The sequence below is a fragment of the Sphingomicrobium sediminis genome, from assembly GCF_023805295.1.
GTDB classification, from domain to species: Bacteria; Pseudomonadota; Alphaproteobacteria; order Sphingomonadales; family Sphingomonadaceae; genus Sphingomicrobium; species Sphingomicrobium sediminis.
Map to the genome: position 1 here is coordinate 2291128 of NZ_JAMSHT010000001.1, position 21477 is coordinate 2312604.

23 protein-coding genes and 1 tRNA gene are annotated in these 21477 nt (G+C 63.2%); 7 read left to right on the plus strand and 17 right to left on the minus strand.

All coding sequences use genetic code 11. The features are described 5' to 3' along the window. The first annotated feature begins 35 nt into the window (after positions 1-35). Positions 36-362 (plus strand): iron-sulfur cluster insertion protein ErpA, encoded by a 327-nt coding sequence (gene erpA, locus NDO55_RS11780; RefSeq protein WP_252115430.1) that lies wholly within the window; start codon positions 36-38, stop codon positions 360-362. Further along, on the plus strand, positions 362-1141 hold the full coding sequence (gene xth, locus NDO55_RS11785) for an exodeoxyribonuclease III (RefSeq protein WP_252115432.1): 780 nt from the start codon (positions 362-364) through the stop codon (positions 1139-1141). The genes erpA and xth overlap by 1 nt, the downstream gene beginning before the upstream one ends. On the opposite strand, the gene NDO55_RS11790 is transcribed toward xth, so the two are convergent. Then, on the minus strand, positions 1138-2277 hold the full coding sequence (locus NDO55_RS11790; RefSeq protein ID WP_252115434.1) for an N-acetyltransferase: 1140 nt from the start codon (positions 2275-2277) through the stop codon (positions 1138-1140). The genes xth and NDO55_RS11790 overlap by 4 nt on opposite strands. 140 nt (positions 2278-2417) lie before the next feature. Here NDO55_RS11790 and NDO55_RS11795 point away from each other — a divergent pair, with 140 nt between their 5' ends. Further along, a complete protein-coding gene (locus NDO55_RS11795) occupies positions 2418-3527 on the plus strand; it encodes a fatty acid desaturase family protein (protein WP_252115435.1) in 1110 nt (369 codons plus the stop codon). Between the two features lie 10 nt (positions 3528-3537). On the opposite strand, the gene lptG is transcribed toward NDO55_RS11795, so the two are convergent. Next, positions 3538-4638 (minus strand): LPS export ABC transporter permease LptG, encoded by a 1101-nt coding sequence (gene lptG, locus NDO55_RS11800; RefSeq protein WP_252115437.1) that lies wholly within the window; start codon positions 4636-4638, stop codon positions 3538-3540. After that, positions 4635-5858, minus strand: coding sequence for an LPS export ABC transporter permease LptF (gene lptF / locus NDO55_RS11805; protein WP_279639107.1), 1224 nt, complete (start codon positions 5856-5858; stop codon positions 4635-4637). Before lptF ends, lptG begins: the two co-directional genes overlap by 4 nt. Positions 5859-5976: 118 nt before the next feature. On the opposite strand from lptF, the gene NDO55_RS11810 reads away from it, so the two are divergent. Next, complete coding sequence (locus NDO55_RS11810) at positions 5977-6486, plus strand: DUF2141 domain-containing protein (protein ID WP_252115439.1); 510 nt, start codon at positions 5977-5979, stop codon at positions 6484-6486. Here NDO55_RS11810 and NDO55_RS12105 read toward each other — a convergent pair whose 3' ends face one another. From NDO55_RS12105 to NDO55_RS11840, 6 genes are all read right to left on the minus strand, one after another. Next, positions 6487-8424 (minus strand): response regulator, encoded by a 1938-nt coding sequence (locus tag NDO55_RS12105; RefSeq protein ID WP_252115441.1) that lies wholly within the window; start codon positions 8422-8424, stop codon positions 6487-6489. A gap of 81 nt (positions 8425-8505) precedes the next feature. Further along, complete coding sequence (spt, locus tag NDO55_RS11820) at positions 8506-9747, minus strand: serine palmitoyltransferase (RefSeq protein ID WP_252115443.1); 1242 nt, start codon at positions 9745-9747, stop codon at positions 8506-8508. Continuing rightward, positions 9744-9986 carry an acyl carrier protein gene (locus tag NDO55_RS11825; protein ID WP_252115445.1) on the minus strand — a complete coding sequence of 81 codons (243 nt, stop codon included), beginning with the start codon at positions 9984-9986 and terminating at the stop codon, positions 9744-9746. The genes spt and NDO55_RS11825 overlap by 4 nt, the downstream gene beginning before the upstream one ends. 58 nt (positions 9987-10044) lie before the next feature. After that, a complete protein-coding gene (locus tag NDO55_RS11830; protein WP_252115447.1) occupies positions 10045-10959 on the minus strand; it encodes an NAD-dependent epimerase/dehydratase family protein in 915 nt (304 codons plus the stop codon). Further along, positions 10956-12014: a GTPase ObgE gene (obgE, locus tag NDO55_RS11835; RefSeq protein ID WP_252115449.1), complete on the minus strand. Its 1059-nt coding sequence runs from the start codon at positions 12012-12014 to the stop codon at positions 10956-10958. The genes NDO55_RS11830 and obgE overlap by 4 nt, the downstream gene beginning before the upstream one ends. Before the next feature lie 9 nt (positions 12015-12023). Next, positions 12024-12581, minus strand: coding sequence for a TetR/AcrR family transcriptional regulator (locus tag NDO55_RS11840; protein WP_252115451.1), 558 nt, complete (start codon positions 12579-12581; stop codon positions 12024-12026). Positions 12582-12665: 84 nt separating this feature from the next. Here NDO55_RS11840 and NDO55_RS11845 point away from each other — a divergent pair, with 84 nt between their 5' ends. After that, entirely contained in the window at positions 12666-13547 is an 882-nt protein-coding gene (locus tag NDO55_RS11845; RefSeq protein ID WP_252115452.1) for a metal-dependent hydrolase, read from the plus strand. Positions 13548-13607: 60 nt separating this feature from the next. On the opposite strand, the gene NDO55_RS11850 is transcribed toward NDO55_RS11845, so the two are convergent. From NDO55_RS11850 to NDO55_RS11885, 8 genes are all read right to left on the minus strand, one after another. Further along, complete coding sequence (locus NDO55_RS11850; RefSeq protein ID WP_252115453.1) at positions 13608-14150, minus strand: GNAT family N-acetyltransferase; 543 nt, start codon at positions 14148-14150, stop codon at positions 13608-13610. Positions 14151-14319: 169 nt separating this feature from the next. Further along, entirely contained in the window at positions 14320-14589 is a 270-nt protein-coding gene (rpmA, locus tag NDO55_RS11855) for a 50S ribosomal protein L27 (protein ID WP_252115454.1), read from the minus strand. A gap of 2 nt (positions 14590-14591) precedes the next feature. Continuing rightward, positions 14592-15110 carry a 50S ribosomal protein L21 gene (gene rplU / locus NDO55_RS11860; RefSeq protein WP_252115455.1) on the minus strand — a complete coding sequence of 173 codons (519 nt, stop codon included), beginning with the start codon at positions 15108-15110 and terminating at the stop codon, positions 14592-14594. A 161-nt stretch (positions 15111-15271) separates the two neighbouring features. Beyond that, positions 15272-15607: a heat shock protein HspQ gene (gene hspQ, locus NDO55_RS11865; protein WP_252115456.1), complete on the minus strand. Its 336-nt coding sequence runs from the start codon at positions 15605-15607 to the stop codon at positions 15272-15274. Between the two features lie 19 nt (positions 15608-15626). Beyond that, complete coding sequence (locus NDO55_RS11870) at positions 15627-17006, minus strand: ATP-binding protein (RefSeq protein ID WP_252115457.1); 1380 nt, start codon at positions 17004-17006, stop codon at positions 15627-15629. A 4-nt stretch (positions 17007-17010) separates the two neighbouring features. Next, the gene (locus tag NDO55_RS11875; protein WP_252115459.1) at positions 17011-17715 is read right to left on the minus strand and encodes a response regulator; all 705 of its coding nucleotides are present in this window, start codon (positions 17713-17715) and stop codon (positions 17011-17013) included. A 135-nt stretch (positions 17716-17850) separates the two neighbouring features. Further along, positions 17851-18330: an EF-hand domain-containing protein gene (locus tag NDO55_RS11880; protein WP_252115461.1), complete on the minus strand. Its 480-nt coding sequence runs from the start codon at positions 18328-18330 to the stop codon at positions 17851-17853. 127 nt (positions 18331-18457) lie between these two features. Further along, a complete protein-coding gene (locus NDO55_RS11885; protein ID WP_252115462.1) occupies positions 18458-19147 on the minus strand; it encodes an SDR family oxidoreductase in 690 nt (229 codons plus the stop codon). Between the two features lie 139 nt (positions 19148-19286). Between NDO55_RS11885 and NDO55_RS11890 the strand changes: the two genes are divergently transcribed. Beyond that, a tRNA-Ser gene (locus NDO55_RS11890) sits at positions 19287-19376 on the plus strand. 252 nt (positions 19377-19628) lie between these two features. Further along, positions 19629-21419, plus strand: a complete 1791-nt coding sequence (locus NDO55_RS11895) for a multicopper oxidase family protein (RefSeq protein WP_252115464.1) — start codon at positions 19629-19631, stop codon at positions 21417-21419. Positions 21420-21477: the final 58 nt, after the last annotated feature.

Here is a 21477-nt window from a genome sequence, read left to right on the forward strand (position 1 = left end):
TGTCCGGGGCTTTTTGCTATCCTACATCCACTCTCATGACCGACGAACCCCTCCTCACGCCCGCAGCGGCCAAGCGCGTGCGCGCCATTGCCGACAAGCAGGGCAAGCCCGCCATGCTGCGCCTGTCGGTCGATGGGGGCGGCTGTGCCGGCTTTACCTACAAGTTCGAACTGGGCGAACCAGCCGATGACGATATCCGCACGGAGACGGACGACGTCGCCTTGCTGGTCGACCCGATGAGCCTCGAATTCCTGAAAGGTGCTGCGGTCGATTTCGTCGAGAATCTGGGCGGAGCGTCCTTCCAGGTCACCAATCCCAATGCAGCCAGCGGCTGTGGCTGCGGATCGAGCTTCTCGGTCTGATGCCCAGCGTCGTTTCCTTCAACATCAATGGTATCCGCGCGCGCCTGCCGCGCCTGGTCGAATATCTTGAGAAGGAACAGCCGGACATCGTCTGCCTGCAGGAATTGAAGGCGGCCGATGACGCGATCCCGACCAAGGAGATTGAGGAGGCCGGCTACAAGGGCGTCTGGCACGGTCAGAAAGGCTTCAACGGCGTTGCCATCCTGGCCAAGGGCGAGGAGCCCGAACTGGTCCGCAAGGGCCTGCCCGACGATCCCAATCCCGACCAGTCGCGCTATATCGAGGCCGATGTGAAGGGCCTTCGCGTCGCCAGCATCTACCTGCCCAACGGCAATCCCATCGGCACCGAGAAATTCGACTACAAACTCGCCTGGATGGAGCAGTTGCGCCTCCATGCCTCCGAGCTCTTCGCGCGCGAGGAGCCGACCGTGCTGGCGGGCGACTACAACGTCATCCCCGAGGATCGCGATACCTATTCGGTCAAGGACATGGCCAAGGACGCGCTGATGCAGCCGGAAAGCCGCGAGGCGCTCCGCCGAATCGTCCATGCCGGCTGGACCGACGCACTACGCGCGCTGCATCCCGATGCCGAGAAGCTCTACACCTTCTGGGATTACCAGCGCGGTGCCTGGCCGCGCGATGCGGGGTTCCGGATCGACCACCTGCTGTGCAGCCCGCGTGCTGCCGATCGCCTGATCGGGGCCGGCGTCCACAAATGGGCGCGCGGCGAGGAAAAAGCCTCGGACCATGCGCCGGTCTGGGCGAGCTTCGCCGACTAGAGCGCTTTCTCGAAAATCCGATAGGTGTGATTGACGCCCGCGCCGGGCAGCTGGGCGATCGACATCATGCCCTGGTTGTCCTCGAGCACCCAGCCAAACTCGCCATGGTTGATGCCATACTTCTCGACGCAGACGCGGCGGGTATATTCGATCATCATGAAGGCAAGCTGGCTGGCGAGGCGACCGCGCTGGTGAGACTTGCGCACGCCCATCAGCGGCACGCGGACGCGGCTGACATTTGACGGGTTGCGCAGGCGCCAGAGCAGTTTCGCCCAGCCGAACGGGAATAGCTTGCCGTCGAGGTCGCGGATCAGTTCGTTGACGTCGGGAATGGTCAGCATGAAGGCGACCGGCTCGCCCTCATATTCGGCGATCTTGACGAGATCCTCGACGATGATCGGCTTCAGCTTTTTTCCGGCATAGGCGATCTCTGCATCGGTCAGCGGGATGAAACCCCAATTGTCCGACCAGGCATCGTTGAGGATGTCGAGGATGATCGCCGCTTCCTCGTCGAACTTCGACTTGTCGACATCGCGGACCGTAATCTTGGACGAGCGTTCGCCGGCATCGATCAGCTTTTGCACCAGCGGGATCATGTCGATGCGGATATCGAGCCCGAACGTGTGCAGGTCCTTGACCTTCTCGTAACCGGCGCTCTCGACCCAGCCGCCATAGGCCGGGCGGTGGTGCCCCATCATGACCAACGGATGCTCTTCGAAGCCCTGCACCAGCAGGCCGGGCTCGTCCCAGATCGAGATGGAGAAAGGACCGAGCGCCTTGCTCATGCCCTTCGAGCGCAGCCAATCCTCGGCCGACGCAATGAGGGCAGCGGCGACCTCGGCATCGACCGCCTCGAACAGGCCCCAATGGCCTTCGCCCGGATAGCGTTCGATCCACAGATGATCGATCTGGGCGCTGATGCGGCCGACGACCTCGTCCCCGCGACGCGCCAAGAAGAGCTGGATCTCGCCATGGCCGAACCAGGGATTGGCCTTGGGATCGAGCAATCCGGCGACTTCCGCCTTCAGGGGCGGCACCCAATAAGGATCGTCGGCATAGATCGCCCATGGCAGGTCGATAAACGCCTTGCGATCGGCCTTTGACGCGACGGGGCTGATGTCGATGGGCTGTGTCATGTGTGCGATGGGCTAGCGCGAAGCGGCGCCATTGTCATCCGAGCTTCAGCTTCGATGCGCTAAAAAAGGCGTGAAAACTTCGCTTTCGCCATGATGGTGCCGCATTTGGGCACCATTGGCGCAAGCTAAGCGGAAAAATCATGATGTTCGATAGCAAATCCATTTCGCCCGACATTGCGGGCGCTGAACCGGTCGATGTGCCGGAAGTCCGTCGTGCGCAGGTCGCCGGCGACGACAAGGCCATGCTCAAGGCAGCGGCTTCGCTGACGCGCGACCTCAATCGACCCAATCCGACCATCTACTGGCTCGACCTGATCGCGTCGGCGCTCGTCGGCTATGGTGCGCTATTTGGCGCGATCCTGATGCCGGCGCTGGGCCAGAAGATCGTGCTCGGCCTGGTGTCGATGCTGGCGCTCTATCGCGCCGGCAGCTTCATCCACGAGATTGCCCATATCAAGAAGGGCGACCTGCCCAATTTCCGCTTGATGTGGAACGTGCTGATCGGCGTGCCGCTCTTCGCTCCCAGCTTCATGTATGAGGGCGTCCACAACCAACACCATGCCAAGACCAAATATGGCACCATCGACGATCCGGAATATCTGCCGCTCGCCTCGATGAAGCCGTGGAGCCTGCCGCTCTTCATGGTCTACGGCACCTTTGCGCCGGTCCTCCTCATGTTCCGCTTCGCTGTTCTCGCGCCGACGTCCTTCTTCTCGAAGGCGCTGCGCAAAGAAGTGGTGGAAAAACTGTCGGGCCTGCAGATCAACCCGGACTTCCGCCGCGCCTGGCCGCAGGGCGAATTTGCCAAGCAGTTCACGCTGCAGGAAGTCGGCGCGATGCTATGGTCCTGGACACTGATCGGGCTTGTTGTTTCGGGCATCATTCCCGTCGCGGCGTTCGTGACCTTCATGGTCATTGCCTGCGGCATGATGGCGGCCAACCAGCTGCGCACCCTAGTCGCCCACCTGTGGGAAAATGACGATCGCCAGCCGATGAGCGTGACCGCGCAATATCTCGACAGCGTCAATGTGCCGCCACCGGCGACCCTGCCGGCGCTGTGGGCGCCTGTGGGCCTGCGCTACCATGCGTTGCATCACCTGCTGCCGGGCGTGCCCTATCACAATTTGGGCGAGGCGCACCGCCGCTTGAGCCGCGAGCTGGAAGTCGGTTCGGCCTATCACAAGACCAACCGCAGCGGTCTCTTCCCGCTGATCGGCAACCTCGCCAAGCAGACGCTGCGCCAGCGCTAGGCGCTGCAACCTACTCTTCGGTTCGGATAAGGATCGCTTCGCCCAAGGCGGCGAAGAGAATGACGGGTCCCCATGTCGCGAGCAGGGGCGAATAGACGCCGGCATTGCCCATCGCCAGCGCGAAATTGTCGGCGACGAAATAGGCGAAGCCCAAGGCCATGCCGATGACGGCGCGCAGCAGGAGCTGGCCCGAGCGCGCCAGCCCGAAGGCCGCGACGGCTGCAAGCAATGGCATGAGGATGGTCGACAGGGGCCCGGTAATCTTGTGCCACCAGCCCGCCTCGGCAACGGCGGTGGGCAATTCTGCCGCGCGCAGATCGTCGATCGTTTGTCCCAAGGTCACGATATCGAGCGCCTCGGGGTCGACCTTGGCGAGGCGGAATTGCTGCGGCGTGATGCCGGTCAGCCCGCTCGCGCTCTCGGCCTCGGTGACGAGGTTCATCTCGGCATTGTAGCGACGCACGCCCTCGAACGCCCAATCGCCATTGCGGTCGGGTGTCGCGCGCTCGATCTCGGTGATCGTCTCGATGCGCCCGTCGACGCGTTCATAGAGGGTGAGTTCGCTCAGCACGAAATTCTCGTCGCGGCCCGACGCCTGCTGGGCGCGCACGAGCACGTCATCCTGGCTCAGCCAGACATTGGTGTAGATGCCGGTCTCGGGTGGGATCGGCTCGTAATCATTGTCGCTCCACGCATTGATGAAGCCGGCCGAGCGGGTCACCACCGTCTCGTTGAACACGAACAGCGCACCGGCAACGAAGGTCGCCGCAAGGATCATGGGCGTGAGGATCTGGTGCGCCGAGAGGCCCGCCGCCTTCATCGCGATGACCTCGCTATTCTGATTGAGGCTGGCGAATGCGATAAGACAGCCAAGCAGCACCGAGAAAGGCAGGAAGCGGCTTACCAGCATGGGCAGGCGCAGGCCCGCATAGCGCCACAGGTCGGCTTCCGTATTGCCCTCGACACCAAGTATCTTGCCGCTCTCGCCCAATAGGTCGAGCATCAGCAGCACGAGGACGAGCGCGACGAGCACGGCAAAGCTGCGCGTCACGAACAGCTTGGCCATGTAGAGTGCGACACGGCGCGAGGGCATGAATTGCAGGTTGATCATTCGGCCGGCGCTTCCTCGCTGCGGGGCAGGGTACGGCGCCTGGGCCTCGGGATGAGTTTCTTGACGACTTTCGCCGTCTTGGAGAAGGCGGCCTCGAGCGCACCGATCGGCTGTCCGCCGGGGCGATGCGCGATGACGTGATACATCCAGCTGATGAGCGCGATCAGCCCGAAGAAGGGGATGTAGAGCGCAAGCTCGGGATTGAGGCGACCCTGCGCGCCCGCCCCTTCTGCATATTGGTTGATCTTGTGATAGGTCACCACCATGACGATCGCGACGAAGATGCCAAGCGACGAGCTGCTTCGCTTGGGCGGTACGGCAAGCGCGATGGCAAGCAGTGGCAGCATCAGCATCATCAACGCCTCGACCAACCGGAAATGGAGATTGGCGCGCGCGGCCAGTTGCATTTCGGGGTCTGCCTCGGGCGAGGCATAAGCCAACCGCGCCAGTTCGGGCATGTAGAGCTCGCGGATCGTGTCCAGCCCGCGGGCGCGGAATGCGCTCACTTCGGGCAGGCTGATCGGGAAGTCATACTGGTCGAAGGCCAACGTCCGCGGGGTCGGGAAATTGTCGGCGTCCTGGATGAGGCGGCCGTTGATCAGGCGGAAGATGATGGTGTCGGGATCGTCGGTGGCGAGGAAGGTGCCTTCGGCAGCGGTCGCGGAGACACGCATCCCGTCATCTTCGGCAGCCACGAAGATGCCCGACAATTGCGTGCCTTCTTCTTCGCTCCGGTCGATGCGCAGCGTGAGATCGTCGCCGAGCCGATTGAATTCCCCGACCTTGATCGATGCGCCGAGGCTGCCCGAGCGCAGGTCGAAGCGCAGACCTTCATAATTGTAGCGGGCATAGGGCTCGACGTAGCTGACGATGAAGAGGTTCAGGATCAGCAGGACGACGGCATACATGTAGGGGACGCGCAGCATCCGCCCATAGCCGACGCCGATGCCGCGCAGCGCATCCAGTTCGCTCGACAAGGCCAGCTTGCGAAACGCAAGCAGCACGCCGAGCAGCAGGCCGATCGGGATCCCCAGCGCGAAATATTCGGGCAGCGAGTTGGCGAGCATTTCGAACACGACGCTGACCGGGCCGCCCAATGCGACGACGAAGTCGAACAGGCGCAGCATCTTGTCGAGGACCAGCAGCATGGCAGCGAGCAGCAACGTGCCCATGAGGGGCAGGAAGATGGTCTTGGCCAGGTAACGGTCGATCAGCGCCAATTTATCTCTCGTTCATCAAGAGACCATGAAATGGCCTCATTACGCCCCATATAGGCATAAGCGTACGCCTCTGTAGAGGTGATGCCCCTGTGCCCTCGTGGAGGAAGTGAAGTCAATCATGGTGAAGTGGATTGCCTCCATGTCGAGTGCGGCATTGGTTGCCGGCAGCCTCGCAATCGCGCCGCGTCCCGCGCATGCGGTGACCGTGATTGGCGACGTCGGGGCGTGCGACCGCGGCGAATCCTCGATCCTCATCCGTGTTCACGGCTTCAAGTCGCGCACCGGCGAATTGCGGCTGTCGCTTTATGACGGCAATCCCAGCAACTGGCTGGTCGGCGGGCGCAAGATCCACAAGCTGCACATGGACATTCCGCGCTCCGGCCCGGTCGATATCTGCGTGAAGACGCCGGGGCCGGGCACCTATGCTTTCGGGATCCAGCATGATGTCGACGGCGATGGCGAGATCGGGCGCCGCGATGGCGGGGCCTATTCGAACAATGCTAAGTTCACGATCTTCGACCGCGAGCCGGCATTCCGGAAGGTGAAGTTCGAAGTCGGCAGCGGCACCAAGCGGATGGGCATCCGCCTGCTCTACCTCAAGGGTCTGTCGATCGTTCCCTGGAACTGATCAGCCGGTCTTGGCGCTGGGCGAATTCTCGTCGCCATGGCGGCGTAAAGCTGCGGCGACGGCATTGGCCAATCCGCCGACAGTGAAGGGTTTGCGCAGCAATTCGTAGCCGGCGAGGTCGTCGCTCTCGCCTTCGCCGACATAGCCGGTGACGAACATGACCGCGAGGTCGGGCTGGATGACCTTCAATTCCTTGACGAGTTCGGGCCCGGTCATGCCTGGCATGACGACGTCGGTAATGACGAGGTCGAACTTGCCCGGTTCGAAAATCTCGAGTGCTTCCTCGCCGCCGCCGCAGCAGCGCGGATCGTAGCCGAGATCCTCCAGCGCACCGACCGTTGCCGTGCGCACGCGCGGATCGTCCTCGACGATGAGGATGCGGGCGTTGGCGCAAACGAAGTCGGCCTCTTCGGCCATCGCCGCGCTGGCGGGATGGACGTGGACCTTGTCTTCTTCCACCTCGGTGCGCGGCAGGTAGATCGAAACCGTGGTGCCTTCACCGAGGATGGATTCGATCCCAATCTCGCCGCCCGACTGGTGCGCGAAGCCGAAAATCTGGCTGAGGCCTAGCCCCGTGCCCTTGCCGACCTCCTTGGTCGTGAAGAAGGGTTCGAAGGCGCGTTCGCGCACTTCGTCGGTCATCCCGACACCGGTGTCCGAGACCGCGATGCGCAGATATTCGCCGGCGCGAATGTCGCCAATCTCGCCGGCTGCAAGGCGGACGTTGCGCGATCGCACGGTGAGCTTGCCTTTGCCCGACATGGCGTCGCGCGCATTGAGCGCGAGGTTGAGCAGCGCATTCTCGAACTGGTGGGAATCGACGAACACCGGCCAGGGCGCCTCGTCGAGGCGATAGTCGATGACGATGCTCTCGCCGAGCGTGCGATCGAGCAATTCGCGCATCGAACCGATCAGCTCGTTGGCGTCGACGCGCTCGGGAAGCAAAGGCTCGGAACGGGCGAAAGACAGCAGGCGGCGGGTGAGCGCGGCTGCCCTGGTCGCACCTTCCATCGCGTTGGTGAGGTGGCCCAGCAACTCGCGGCGCGGTCCGTCGATGCGGCGACGCGCCAGGTCGAGCCCGCCCACGACGACCGCCAGCATGTTGTTGAAGTCGTGCGCGATGCCGCCGGTCAGCTGCCCGACCGCTTCCATCTTCTGAACCTGGCGGAGTTGCGCTTCGGCAGTGGCGCGTTCCTCGGCCTCTGCGCGCAGCGCTTCGTTGGCCTCGTAAAGTTCGGCGGTGCGTTCGGCGACCGCTTCCTCGAGCGCGGAGGCGCGTTCGCTTTCATCCTCGGCCTTCTTGCGGGTCTCGGAATATTGGCGGAAGACCTCGACCGAAAGCGTGCCGAGGAAGATGGTCAGCACGGCCATCAGGATACCGAGCCAGATGAGATAGTCGTTGAGGCGATTGGCGCGGGCCGAGAAGAATTGGCTGCGATCGATCGAAGCGGCGAGCGCTTCGCGTTCGGCATCGGCGATTTCGATCAGCAGACGGCGCATGCCGGGCCCGGTCTCGGACTGGCCGGCGGCGTAGAAGAGGTTGACCCCGCCATCGCCCTGCTGCGCATCGGCAGCGCGGGCGACGCGTGCCAGTTCTTCGTCGCGCAGGTCGAACAGGCGGCCCAGCTCGGCGACGCGCTCGGCCTGTTCGGGACTGCTGCGAGTTAGGCGAACGAGCTGGTTCATCTGCTGCCGCGCGAGGCGCCAGTCATTATAATAGAGGTTGCCGCTCTCGCGCTCCTCATCGAGCACGAAGCGGCCGAGCGCGGCTTCGGAACGCGAGATGGACGCATCGAGCGTACGGGTCAGCAGGGTGACGTCATAGGCGTCGCGCTCGCGCTGCGTTGCCTCGTCGCGCATCTCGCTGGAGGTGGCGACGAGCCAGATGGTCGCGATCATGGCGAAGAGGACGACCATGCCCACAAGGGCGATGCCCACGCGTCGCCAATCCGCGGCCCCCGATTTTTCCCCTGCCGTCATAGGCTTAGTCATAACCCCCGATCATGACTGTGCAAAGCTTTAGATGCAGCCGGTCGCTTTCCCGGCGCGCTCGAACATGCCGATGATTTCGGTGACCTGCTCGTCCGAATGCAGCGCGCAGAGCGAGCAGCGCAGCAGCGTCATTCCGGCAGGCGTCGCCGGCGGCCGGGCGAGATTGACGTAGAGACCTTCGCGCAGCAGCGCTTCCCACATCATCGCGCCGCGCTCGAGGTCGGGCATGATCACGCTGATGATGGCCGATTGCGGTTCCTTGGTACCGAGCTCGAAGCCGAGATCGGTCAGGCTCTTGTGGAGGCGCTTGGAATTCTTCCAGAGATGCTCGCGCTTGTACTTGGCGTCCATGATCTTGCGGATCGAGGTCGCCGCGGTCGCCATTACGCTGGGCGGCAGCGAGGCCGTGAAGACATAGCCGCGCGAAACGAGGCGCATGATCTCGAACTTGGGATGGTTGGAGACGCAATAGCCGCCGACCGTGCCGACCGATTTCGAGAAGGTGCCGATGATGAAATCGCACTGGTCGAAGACGCCCTGTTCTTCCGCCACGCCGCGGCCATTCTCACCGATGAAGCCCATCGAGTGCGCTTCGTCGACCAGCACCATGGCGCCATATTTCTTGCAGAGCGGGACCATCTCGCTGAGCGGTGCAGCATCGCCAAGCATCGAATAGACGCCCTCAAGGATGACCAGCTTGCCGGCTCCTTCGGGGAGGCGCTTCAAACGCTTTTCGAGGGCTTCGATATCGTTGTGGCGAAACGGCACGACATTGGCGTCGCCCATCGCGCAGCCATCATAGATGCTGGCGTGGCTGTCGATGTCGAGGATGATGTAATCGTCCTTGCCGGCGATCGTCGAAATGATGCCGGTATTGGCGAGATAGCCGGTCGAGAAAACCATGGCATGCTCGGTGCCGAAAAACTCCTTGAGCGCGTCTTCGCAATCCTTGTGGAGCGAGTAGGTGCCGTTGAGGACGCGGCTGCCGGTGGTGCCCGAGCCGAATTCGTCCAGCGCCTTCTTGCCCGCCGCGATGACGTCGGGATCGAAGGTCATACCCATATAATTGTAAGTGCCGAGCAGGATGGTCTCGCGCCCGTTGCAGATGGCGACGGTCGGCGAGAGCACCTTTTCCATGACCAAACTGAACGGGTCGGTGACGCCCGTCGACAGCAGCTTCTCGCGCGTGTCGATCAGCGGCTGGAACTTGTCGAACAGGTCGCCCGACTGCGTCTCCGGCGCCTTGAGGTCCGCCCCGGTGCCGCTCAACCCACCATCTCCGCGACGGCGTCGACCAACTGCCCGACCTTTTCGATCTCGGCCTGCTGGTTCATGGTGATGAGGATGTCGAACTCGTCCTCGACCTCGGCGACGAAGTCGAGCACGGTGAGGCTTTCCCACTCGAGATCCTGGGCGAAACGCGTCTCTTCCGAGACGTCGATGCCCTTCTTGTTGAACTGTTCGATGAGCCCGAAAATGCGGGTCTTAACGTCTGCGCGGTCTGTCATGGTGAACCCCAATAGATTTCGTGGCGCCAAATGGCAATGAAATGGGGCAAAATCGGGGCTAGAGCCAACCTTTTTCCCGGTACCATCGCGCCGTGTCGCGCAGCCCGTCCGGGGTGGCGATGGCCGGCGTGAAGAGGTCGGGGTCGGGCCGCTTGTCGGGATCGACGCTCCAGTCAGGGTGGCAGAAATAGGCGGCGCGGTCTGGGGTCAGCTTAGCCTTGTCCCCACGAAACATGCGGTCGAGCGTCGCGCCGAAGCGGACGACCGGCTTTGGCATCGAAAGCGTCATGGTCTTGCACCCAACGGCCCGGCCCAAGGCCTTGGCGAAGCCCTCATGCGTCCATGCGCCCGCATGATTGTCGTCGACCTCGATGAGCAGGCCCGAGCGACCGTGGCCGTCGGCGAGGGTGAGCAGCAGGCGAACGAGATCGTCGGCATGGACCACGCTCATGCGCCCCTTGGGCGGGAGCATTACGAGCCCGCGCTGCGCCATCTTGAACAATTCCAATGTCTCGCGGTCGCCAGGGCCGTAAACGGCGGGCGGACGGACGATGACATGGTCGATGCCTGCGGTTTTCACTGCCGTTTCGCTGCGTGCTTTGGAGGCGCCGTAGAGCGACAGGCTCGGCTCGCGCGCGGCGAGGCTGGAGACGTGGACGAAGCGGGAAACGTCTTGCGCCTTGGCGGCATCGAGCAGGTTCTTGGTGCCCTCGACATTGCCTTTCTCGAAGCCTTCGCGGTCGGGCGCGTTGATGACGCCGGCAATGTGGATCACCGCATCGGCGCCTTCGCAAAGCTGCGCGAGCGCGGCTTTGTCGTGCAGGTCGCCTTGCACCCATTTGACGCCCGCTTTTTCGGGCTGCGGGCGCCGAGTGAGGCAGGTGAGGGGCCGGCCCAGTTCGTGGGCCAGCTCGAGCAGGCGCCCGCCGACGAAACCGGTCGCACCGGTTACTGCCAGCGGCTTCTTGCTCATAGCGGCGACCAGTCCGGTTCGTCGTGATCGTCCCCGAACTCGCTCTTCTTCTCCTGCTTTTCGGGCAGGGTCTCGATGATCTTGTCGAGCAGCGGCTCAATGCCTTCGCCGGCCATCGCGCTGACTTCGAGGACGTCGGTGATGCCGATTTCGGCAAGCTCGGCGCGGGCGATTTCGATCACGCCTTCATCGACCGTGTCGGTGCGCGAAAGCACGACGATCTCATTCTTGTCGGAAAGGTCCTCACCATCGGCATAGGCCTCGATCTCGTCGCGAACAGTGCGATAGGCCTTGGCCGGATCGCCACCATCGGCATCGATCAGGTGGACCAGGATCTTGGTGCGCTCGACATGGCCGAGGAAACGGTCGCCGATCCCGGCCCCTTCGGCAGCGCCTTCGATGAGGCCCGGAATGTCCGCCATGACGAATTCGCGGCCCTTGTGCAGGACCACGCCCAACTTGGGATGGAGCGTCGTGAAAGGATAGGCGCCGGTCTTGGCCTTTGCGTTGGAGACGGCATTGAGCAACGTCGACTTGCCCGCATTGGGCAAACCAATCAGGCCGACATCGGCAAGCAGCTTCAGACGCAGCCACACCCACATTTCCTCGCCCGGTTCGCCCGGCTGGTGCTGGCGCGGGGCGCGGTTGGTCGAGCTCTTGTAGCTCATATTGCCGCGACCCCCGATGCCGCCCTTGAGCAAGCGGACGGTCTGGCCTTCCTTGGCAAGGTCGGCGATCAGCGAGCGTTCCTCATCGTCGGCCAGCACCTGCGTGCCAACCGGTACCTTGATGACGAGGTCGCGTCCGCCCGCGCCGGTCTGGTTGCGACCGGCGCCGCCCTTGCCGCGCGGGGCCTTGAAATGCTGCGTGTAGCGAAAGTCGATGAGCGTGTTGAGCGCGGGCACGGCTTCGAAGACGATGTCGCCGCCCTTGCCGCCATCGCCGCCATCGGGGCCACCGAATTCGATATATTTTTCACGACGGAAACTGACCGCACCGGGGCCGCCAGCGCCCGATGCGATGAAGATCTTCGCCTGGTCCAGGAAATGCGCCATCGCGCGCCCCTAGCGCAGTTCGCCGAGAACTGCGAGGATTTGCTTGACCGCAATGTCGTGCGCGACTTCGTGAGGCAGGTTGGTGGCCCGCGCGACCTCGTCGCCGACCAGCGCATCGCCGATGGCGATAAGGACGAGCCCCATGGTGGCGCGGTCGAGCGGGCGGTCATCGTCATTACGGGTGATCTGCGTCACCACGCCGGCAATCGCCTTTTCGACCGGCTTCAACGCATCGCGGCGACGCGACAGCACCACCCAGGCAATAAGCTCGCCCAAATTCTGCTCGCGAAACTGGGTGAACATTTCCTCGACGACGTGGCGCAGCTTGGTCTGGCCGGCCTGGTAGCGCCCCACCGTTCCTGCAATCGAATCGGCGACCTCGCGGGCGATTTCGTCGGCAAGCGCGGCATGCAATTCGTCGACCGAGCCGAAATGATGGAGGAGGGCGGCATGAGTGCGCCCCATCTTGCCGGCGACCGCCTTCAGGGTCACCGCTGCCGCGCCTTCGTCGCGCAGCAGCTCGCGCGCCGCGGTGACGGCGGCGGCCCGGCTTTCCTCGGGGGTCATGCGTTTACGAGTTGGCAACGATGTTGACATAAATGTCAGTTACACCCATCTAGATACAAGAATGCGTCCTTTAGGAGCGAAGAGTTGACCACTGCAAGCGTTACGCCGACCGATCTGACCATTACCCCGCGCGATCGCAAGTTCGCGCCGGAGAATGCGGCACCGCGCTGGTGGCATGGCGGAAACCCTTATGCGACGGCGATGTACAATGCGCTGTCGGCGACGTTTCCCGATGGCGAGGCCTTCTTCGTTCGCTCGGTTCGCGCTTTTGCCAAAGACACGCCCGAGCGTCTCGGCGCCGATATCAAGGCCTTCACCACGCAGGAAGCCATTCACAGCCGTGAGCATGACGCCTTCAACAAGCGCGCCAGCGAGAGCGGTTATGACATGGCGCCGCTCTATGCGCGCGTGAAAGAGCGGATCGACTTCCTTTCGGACAAGCCGCTCATCGCCTCGCTCGCCGCCACGATGGTGCTGGAGCATTATACCGCGATCCTCGCCCACGAACTGCTTGCCGACCCGCGTCACCTTGACGGTGCGGAGGCCTCCACCGCAGCCTTGTGGAAATGGCATGCGGCCGAAGAAATCGAGCATAAGGGCGTCGCATATGACACCTGGATGCACGCCACCAAGGACTGGTCACGCTTCAAGCGCTGGAAGGTGAAGACGATGGTGATGCTCAACGTCACCAGTCACTTCTTCCCCGACCGCTTCAAGGGTGCGCTCTACCTGCTCGAGCAGGACGCCATCACCGGCTGGAAGGCCAAGTGGGGCCTGCTGAAATATGCGCTGGTCTCGCCGGGCATGTTCCGCAAGATCCTCGGCGCCTGGGCCGCTTTCTTCATGCCCAAATTCCATCCGTGGAATGACGATGATCGTGAGCTGATCGCGGCCTACGAGGATACGGAAAGTCACGATTACATGCGCAATGGGCGCAAGGTTCGCCGCGCTGCGGCAGCCGCATAGGAAAAGGCGCGACCGGGTCACGCAACCGGCCGCGCCTGTCCTCCCGCTCTTCGGACCCGATCAGGCCGCTGCGGCCTCCGTGCGCGCTACCGCGCCGTTGAGGTCGAGGCTATACAGCTCGCACATCGCCTCGCCGCCGCGTCCGCAGCTATGCCGCATGACGCGCGCGCCGGTCGGCACGAAGCCGAGCTTTTCGAGCACCCGGCCGCTGGCGGGATTATCGATGAAATGGCCGCCGACAATCTTGTCCCAGCCGAGGGTGCGCGAAATGTCGAGCGCGGCGCGGCCGGCTTCGGTCGCATAACCCTGGCCCCAATGGTCGCGGGCAATCCAGTAGCCGAACTCGATCTCGCCCGACGGTTCGTAGCCGAACCCGCAGGCACCGATAATGTCGGCATTGTCACGACGCGTGATGAGGAAGCTCGGAAGTTCGGCCGTCTGCATTCGCTCCAGATGCGCCGCCGCTTCCTCCAGCCCATAGGGCCAGGGGGCGCGGGCAAGGTTGCGAACGATTTTCTCGTCGGCAATCTTGCGCGCCAGTACGGGCGCGTCATCTTGCCAACCGGGACGTAACAGCAATCGCTGGGTCACCGCGAACATCATGTCTTCTCCTTCGCCGCCCCGCTAATCGGGGTTCGTGACAATTCAGGGAGAAGTTTCGGACATCTCTTTTTCTGGACACAAAAAAAGAGAAGGGACCTGGAGCGGTCCCTTCTCCCTTTGTTCATTTTCCGGACCGTCCCAGGAGGGAAGATCCGTTATCGATCTGCCCTTATTCGGCTGCTTCGCCCATCGATTCGACGTGGACGTATTTGCGGCCGAGCTTGCCGTCACGGAACGTGACGCGGCCGTCGATAAGCGCAAAAATCGTGTGGTCGCGGCCCAGGCCGACATTGTCGCCCGGATACCACTTGGTGCCGCGCTGGCGCACGATGATGTTGCCCGCGACGACGCTTTCGCCGCCAAACTTCTTGACGCCGAGATATTTCGGATTGGAATCGCGGCCGTTACGCGACGAGCCGCCTGCCTTCTTATGTGCCATCGTTACTTCTTCTCGGTCTTCTTGGCCGCGGGCTTCTTCGCAGGAGCCTTCTTGGCCGCAGGTTTCTTGGTCGCTGCCTTCTTAGCAGGTGCAGCATCCTTTGTCGACTTTTTCGCTGCTGCCTTCTTGGCCGGAGCCTTCTTGGCGGCCGGCTTCTTCGCAGGCGCAGCATCGTCCTTCTTGGCTGCGGCCTTCTTCGGCGCTGCCTTCTTCGCAGCTGCCTTGCCGCCGATCGACACGATCTCGAGGATCGTGTGCTGCTGGCGGTGGCCGCGCTTGCGACGATAGTTATGGCGACGACGCTTCTTGAAAACGGTCACCTTCTCGCCCTTGGCCTGCGCCACGATCTTGGCGGCAACGGTGAGGCCGTCGGTCGACTTGAGGTCCGAACCCTCGCCGGCCAGCAGCACGTCATCAAGGGTGACTTCGTCGCCCGCTTCACCAGCGAGTTTCTCGACGACGATCTTGTCTCCGGGGGCAACGCGATATTGCTTACCGCCGGTGCGCACGACTGCGAACATTGGCTCTTCTCTTCAGGTCAAAATTAATATCAGTGCCTGCGCGTCAGCGCCTGCCAGTTGCAGTACCGATGCGAAGGGATGGGGCCACCTATGGAAACGAGGGGCGTGAGTCAACAGTAATGACCACTTCGTGACGGCTTTTTGCCGGTCCGTCGGTCGCCTTACTGCATCCGTTCGGCGCGCAGGCGATAGCGACCCGGCTCGAAGCGGTCGAAGATCGCGCCGATCTCGGGGTGGCTGATCTCTTCATCCTCGTCGTCGGCGACGAGGTTCTGCTGGCTCACATAGGCGACGTAGCTCGTCTCGTCATTCTCGGCGAGCAAGTGGTAGAAAGGCTGCTTCTTGTGCGGGCGCATGTCGGCGGGAATGGCTTCGTACCATTCCTCGCTATTGGCGAATTCGGGATCGACATCGACAATGACGCCGCGAAAATCGAGCAGGCGGTGCTTGACGACATCGCCGATGCCGAACCGCGCGGTGGGAATCAGATTACTCATGCCATTAATGTAGGGCGCCTCAGGATTGAGGCAAGCGCCGCGGAAAAACGAGGCTGGCGACGAGGCCGCTTTCGCCATCGTCGCGGTCGGCGAGGACGAGCTCGCCATGATGGCGCCGCATGATTGCCGACACGATGGCAAGCCCAAGACCGTGCCCGCCCGTCCCGCGATTGCGCGAGCCCTCGAGACGGCGGAAGGGTTCGCGGACGCTGTCGCGCTCGTCGGCGGCGATGCCCGGTCCGTCATCGGTCACCGACATCGTGACGTTGTGTTCATCGCCGACCACCGACAGGCGCGCCGTCTCGCCATAGCGCAGCGCGTTGTCGATGAGATTGTCCAGCGCACGGGCAATGGCGGCAGGGTCGCCGGGGAATGGGGCAGCGTCCATGCCGGCCAGCTCGATGTCCTGCCCGGCTTTGCGCCGTTCGGCAGCGAGGCGTTCGAGTAATTCTGTCGGCGCGACTGTCTGATGATGCGCAATCGGGCGGCTGGCGCGGGCGAGCTCGAGCACAGCCTCGAACTGGCCATGCAGCGCTTCGATCTGCGCGACGAGGGCATCGCGGCGCTCGTCATCCTCGACCGCTTCGGCCTCGAGCCGCAAGGCGGTGAGGGGTGTGCGAAGGTCGTGCCCGATGGCGCCCAGCATGACGTCCTTCTCGCTCATCATGGCAGCGATGCGCGACTGCATGGCATTGATGGCACCGGTGAGCGTTGCGACGTCGCGCGGGCCCGTCTCGGGAAGCGGCTCGACCGCTTCATGCCCGTCGAAACGCTGCGCCGAGCGGGTCAGGCGCTTGAGCGATCCGCCGACACGATTGAGCAGCAACAGGGTCGGGATGAGGACCGCCAGTGCGATCAGGAAGGACTGGAAGATCAGCGCGCGGATCAACGGGCCGACCGCCTGCGGCCCCGGCGCCATGATACTGAGCCAGCGCCCGTCCTCGATCTGCACGGCAAGCATCAACTGAACGCGACCCTCGCGGCCTTCTTCGCGCGGATTGCTCGGCGGCAACAAGGCGGCGCGCGCGGCGCGGGCTTGCACGCCACTGGAGGCCAAAGTGGTCTCCAGGATCTCGGTGCCGCGCGGAAAGTCACGTGCGCTCGGCGGGACCGGATCGATGTCGCTGACCTGGCTGCGGATCCAGCGGCGGTCGCGCTCCATCATGCGCGCCATGGGACGGCGGTCGCGACGATCGCCAAATTCGGCAACGCGTTCGACGAGCCGCGGGTCGGCCGCGACCAGCGCGATTCGCTGGGCGCCCGGCACGACGGCATTGGTGATGAGCTGCCCGCGCCGATTCTCGACCGCGAGCGACAGGTTGATGAGCTGCGCCACGAAGATGGCGATGCCGACGATCAGGGCGACCTGGGTGGCGAGCGAAAGGCGGGGCAGGCGCATCGGCTCAGCCCTGCTCGACCGGGACGGCGAGCGTGTAGCCGACCCCATGGACGGTGCGGATGATCTCGCTGCCCTTGGGGCCCAGCTTCTTGCGCAGGCGCATGATGGCATTGTCGACCGAGCGGTCGAACGGATCGGCTTCGCGGCCCTTGGTGAGGTCGAGCAATTGTTCGCGCGACAAAGGACGCCCGGCACGTTCGACGAGGGTCAGCAGCAACGTATAGTCGCCGCTGGTAAGCGGAATGGGTTGTTCCTCGCGCAGCAGGCGCTGGTGATCGGTATCGAGCCGATATTCGTCGAAGCGGAAGCTGCCGCCATCCGCTTCGGCAGGCGTGTCGGCCGGCTTGGCGCGGCGCAGGATCGCCTTGATGCGGGCGAGCAGTTCGCGCGGATTGAACGGCTTGGTCAGATAATCGTCGGCACCCATTTCGAGGCCGACGATGCGGTCGACATCCTCGGAACGCGCCGAGAGGAAGAGGATGGGCAGGTCGCCTTGCTCGCGGATCGAGCGGGCGAGGCTCAAGCCGTCTTCACCCGGCAGCATGATGTCGAGGATCGCCGCATGGAAGGCGAAGCCGCCGAGCACGTCGCGTGCCGCCTTGGCATCGCCGCACGCCGTCACTCGAAAGCCTTCGCGCTCGAGATAACGCACCAATGGGGTGCGGATGGCGGGTTCGTCCTCGACCAGGAGGAGGTGCGGGCGGCTCAATGGATCGGTCCTTCTGACACGGGTCGGATGATAGGGCAGGGGGCCGGCAAGGCCAGCCCCCTTAACTCCCTGCCGCACGACGGGTTGATTGCGGGGAGACACGCGGCAGGGAGCAATCCCTTGGAGGACGGCCGGTTACTGGCCGCGCTGGCCGAGCATCTCGGCGCGCTTCTCGCGAAACTCGGCGCGGGCCTGGTTACGCTCGGCTTCGGTCACGACACGATCATTATTCGCGTCGGCGCGTTCGAACATGGCGAGCGGGCGGGACTGGAATTCGGCGAGGCTGAGGGTGCCGCTGCCATCGGCGTCGAGCCGGTCGAAGCCACGACCTTCGCCGCCGCCGCGGCCACCACGACGGGCCCGGGGGCCACGACGTTCGCCGTCATTATTTTCCTGCCACTCGGCCTTGCGAGCCTCGGCATGCGCCTTCATCTCGTCCTGCGTGAGCTGGCCGTCGCCATTCACGTCGATATTGGCGAAGCGCTCGGCGCTCTGTGCCTCGACCTCGGCCAGCGTGATGTCGCCCTGCGGACCGCGCGGGCCCGGCTGGTGGGCCTGTGCGGCCATGGGCAGCGCGATTGCGGTCGCGGCAATCAGGATGGTCAATTTCTTCATCGCTCGAAAACTCCTTGTCATCGTTCGGGGCCCGGGGGTGGTGCCCTGACGATGACCGTTATGGAGTGTCTGCGTCGCAGAGATTTGCCAGCCAAGGCCGACAATGTCGCAAAATGTCGCCGGAATATCAGGCGGGGACGGGCTCTCCGGCCCAGTCGAAATGACCGCCGCTATCTTCCGGCGTCAGGCCCGACAGGACGTCGAGCAGGTGGTTGGCGCTCTTTTCGGGGCTGAACAGTTGTTTGTCCGGGACATTGCCTTGGAAGGGTTCGCTCAGCTTCGTATCGACGGTGCCCGGATGCAGCGCGGCGATTACGCCTTCCTTGTGCGTTCGGCCCAGTTCGATGGCGAGGGTGCGGATTATCTGGTTGAGCGCGGCCTTGCTGGCGCGATAGCCATACCAGCCGCCGATCCGGTTGTCGGAAATCGAGCCGACACGCGCCGAGAGCGCAGCGAACAGGAAACGCTCTTTTCGCGGCAGCAGCGGGATGAAGTGCCGCGCGACCAATGCCGGGCCGATCGTGTTGATGGCGAATGTCGTCGTCAGCGGATCGGCGTCGAGCATGCGCCAGCTCTTTTCGGGTCCGAATGCGTCCGAATGAAGAATACCGCTAGCGATGATGACGGCGTCGAAGGGGCCCTGGGCCTCCAATGCCGACGCGGCCGCCTCGATGGTGGCGGGCTCGAGAAAGTCGATCGGCGGTGTCGTCTGGCGTCCGAGCCGCGTGACGCGTCCGCCGCGCGCTTCGATGGCATCGGCGATGGCGCCGCCGATGCCGCCCTGCCCGATCACGATCGCGTTGGAAAAATCGCTCATGGCGGGGCAATGCGCGGGGTCAGCGGCGGGTTCAATATGGCCTTTGTGCGAACAACCCCTTTTCAGAATCGAAAAGCGCTGCTAGAGGCCGCCTCCGACCCGGGACGCGCCCTTCGTGCTTGCGTCCCAAATCCCATGCGGAGAGGTGCCGGAGTGGTCGAACGGGGCGGTCTCGAAAACCGTTGTGCGGGCAACCGTACCGTGGGTTCGAATCCCACCCTCTCCGCCATTTTCCTTTCCCGAAATTCCTGCTGACGCCATCCGCTTGGTGCGCCTTCTTCTTTGCGGGCGTCCACCGTCGTCCGTTGCTTCTCGCCGCAAGGCTTCGTTTGACTCGCCGGTCACCCCGCCATAATCACTATGAAGAGTTGCGTACGCGAAAGGGTCGTTTCGACCAGTGGCGTTCGTCGGATGTGACGGCCCTGTCTGGGGGGACGTCATGCGCGCAAAATCCAAAACAATATCCACGCTCATCTTTTCTTTGGCGAGTGCAAGCGCGCTCGGCGCGGGCAATGCCGCGACGGTCGAGCCTGCATCGCCCAGCTACGAAGTCTCCGTCGAGTTTGCCGAGGGTGAAATCTACAATCCCTGGACCGGGCGAAACGACAAGGTCGAGCTGCGGGCGTTTCGTGGCGAGGGCAATGATCGCTTCATGGCGCCCGAGTTGCGCGTGTCGCCAGGCCAGGTTTTGCGGCTGGGCGTTGCCAACAACCTGGCACCTTGCACGCCCGAAGAGGTCGAGCGCGAGGAATGCTTCAATTCGACCAATATTCACACCCACGGTCTGTGGGTGTCGCCGGGCGGCAATAGCGACAATGTCATGATCTCGATCGATCCGGGTCATCGCTTCGATTACGAATTCGTCATCCCTGACGATCATCCCGCCGGCACCTTCTGGTACCATCCTCACATGCATGGTGCGACCAGCGCCCAATTGGGGTCGGGGATGGCCGGCGCGCTGATCATCGAAGGCGACCGCCTGCCGACAATCGGTTCTCCCGGCGACGTGGACATCCTTTTCGGTCAGGGTGAAAGTGCGTTCGGGGAGCAAGTCCTGCTCTTCTCGCAGATCCAATATGGCTGTTTCGACGATACCGAAAAGATCAAGGCGCCGGCCTGGCCTGATCCCGACACCAGGCCCTGGGAATTGCCGCCTTGGACATGCGATGAGGGTGATGTCGGCAAGGTTTCGTCGTGGGACCAATTCGGGCCATTGCGCGAAATGACGTCGGGCCGCCTGATCGGCGTGAATGGCGAAGTCCAGCCGACCTTGTCCGGTTTGTCGACCGGACGTTTTCAGAGACTGCGGATGATCCACGCCGGCCTTCGTCGCTCGGTCAATGTCAGCATTCGCCGCGTGGCCGATGGCGCACCGGCCTTACGCGGCATCACGGCGCACGAGCAGAGGGGTTGGATCTCCAATTTCTGTTCAGGCGATGAGGTTGCCCAATTCCATTTTGCCGATGACGGGCTGACCCGCAATGCCATGCGCGAGGTCGACGAGGCGGTGATCCATGCAGGCTCGCGTTACGATTCGCTCGTCTATTTCGAGCAGCCAGGACTCTATTGCATGGTCAATGACCAGAGCTGGAGGATGGACCACGAAGACCATCGTGTCATCGGCATCCTGGACGTGGGCGGCGAGGCTGCTCCGGTCGACAATGTCGCGTCGCACCTGATGCACACCCTGCGCGAACATGCCGAAATGCGCATCGACGATCAGCGAGTGAGAGAGCGGGTCATCGGTGACCTTTCAGGCGAGCTGGGGCTGAGCGCCTTCACCTGGCATGAAGCGGTCCGGGACGACGAGATCACCGGATATCAGCAGGCGACCTTCAGCATCGTGGAACAGGAAGACAGCCCCGCGATATTGAGTATCGACGGCCTGCCCTACGAACATGGCCGCATCGATCGAACCCTGACGCTTGGCGATGTCGAGGAATGGGAAATCACTTCCAATCTGGCCGAGCATCCGTTCCACATCCACGTAAACCCATTCCAGGTGATCGCCATCCTCGACGAGGACGGAAATGATGTCACCGTGGAGGGCACGGCGGCATATGACAGCGATTATGACGGCGTGGTCGGAGGCTGGCGCGACACCTTGCTCATCAAGCGGGATTACAAGGTCACCATGCGCACGAGATACCGTCGATATATCGGCGACTTCGTCATGCATTGTCACTTTGCCAGTCATGGCGATGCCGGAATGATGCAGGGCATTCGCATGGTGATGCCCGGGTCGCCGACGACGCAAGCCATGATGCATTAGCGACTGGTGGGGTGCGGCCTATTCAAACCCAAGTCCTTGCGGCGTCATGAAAAATTCA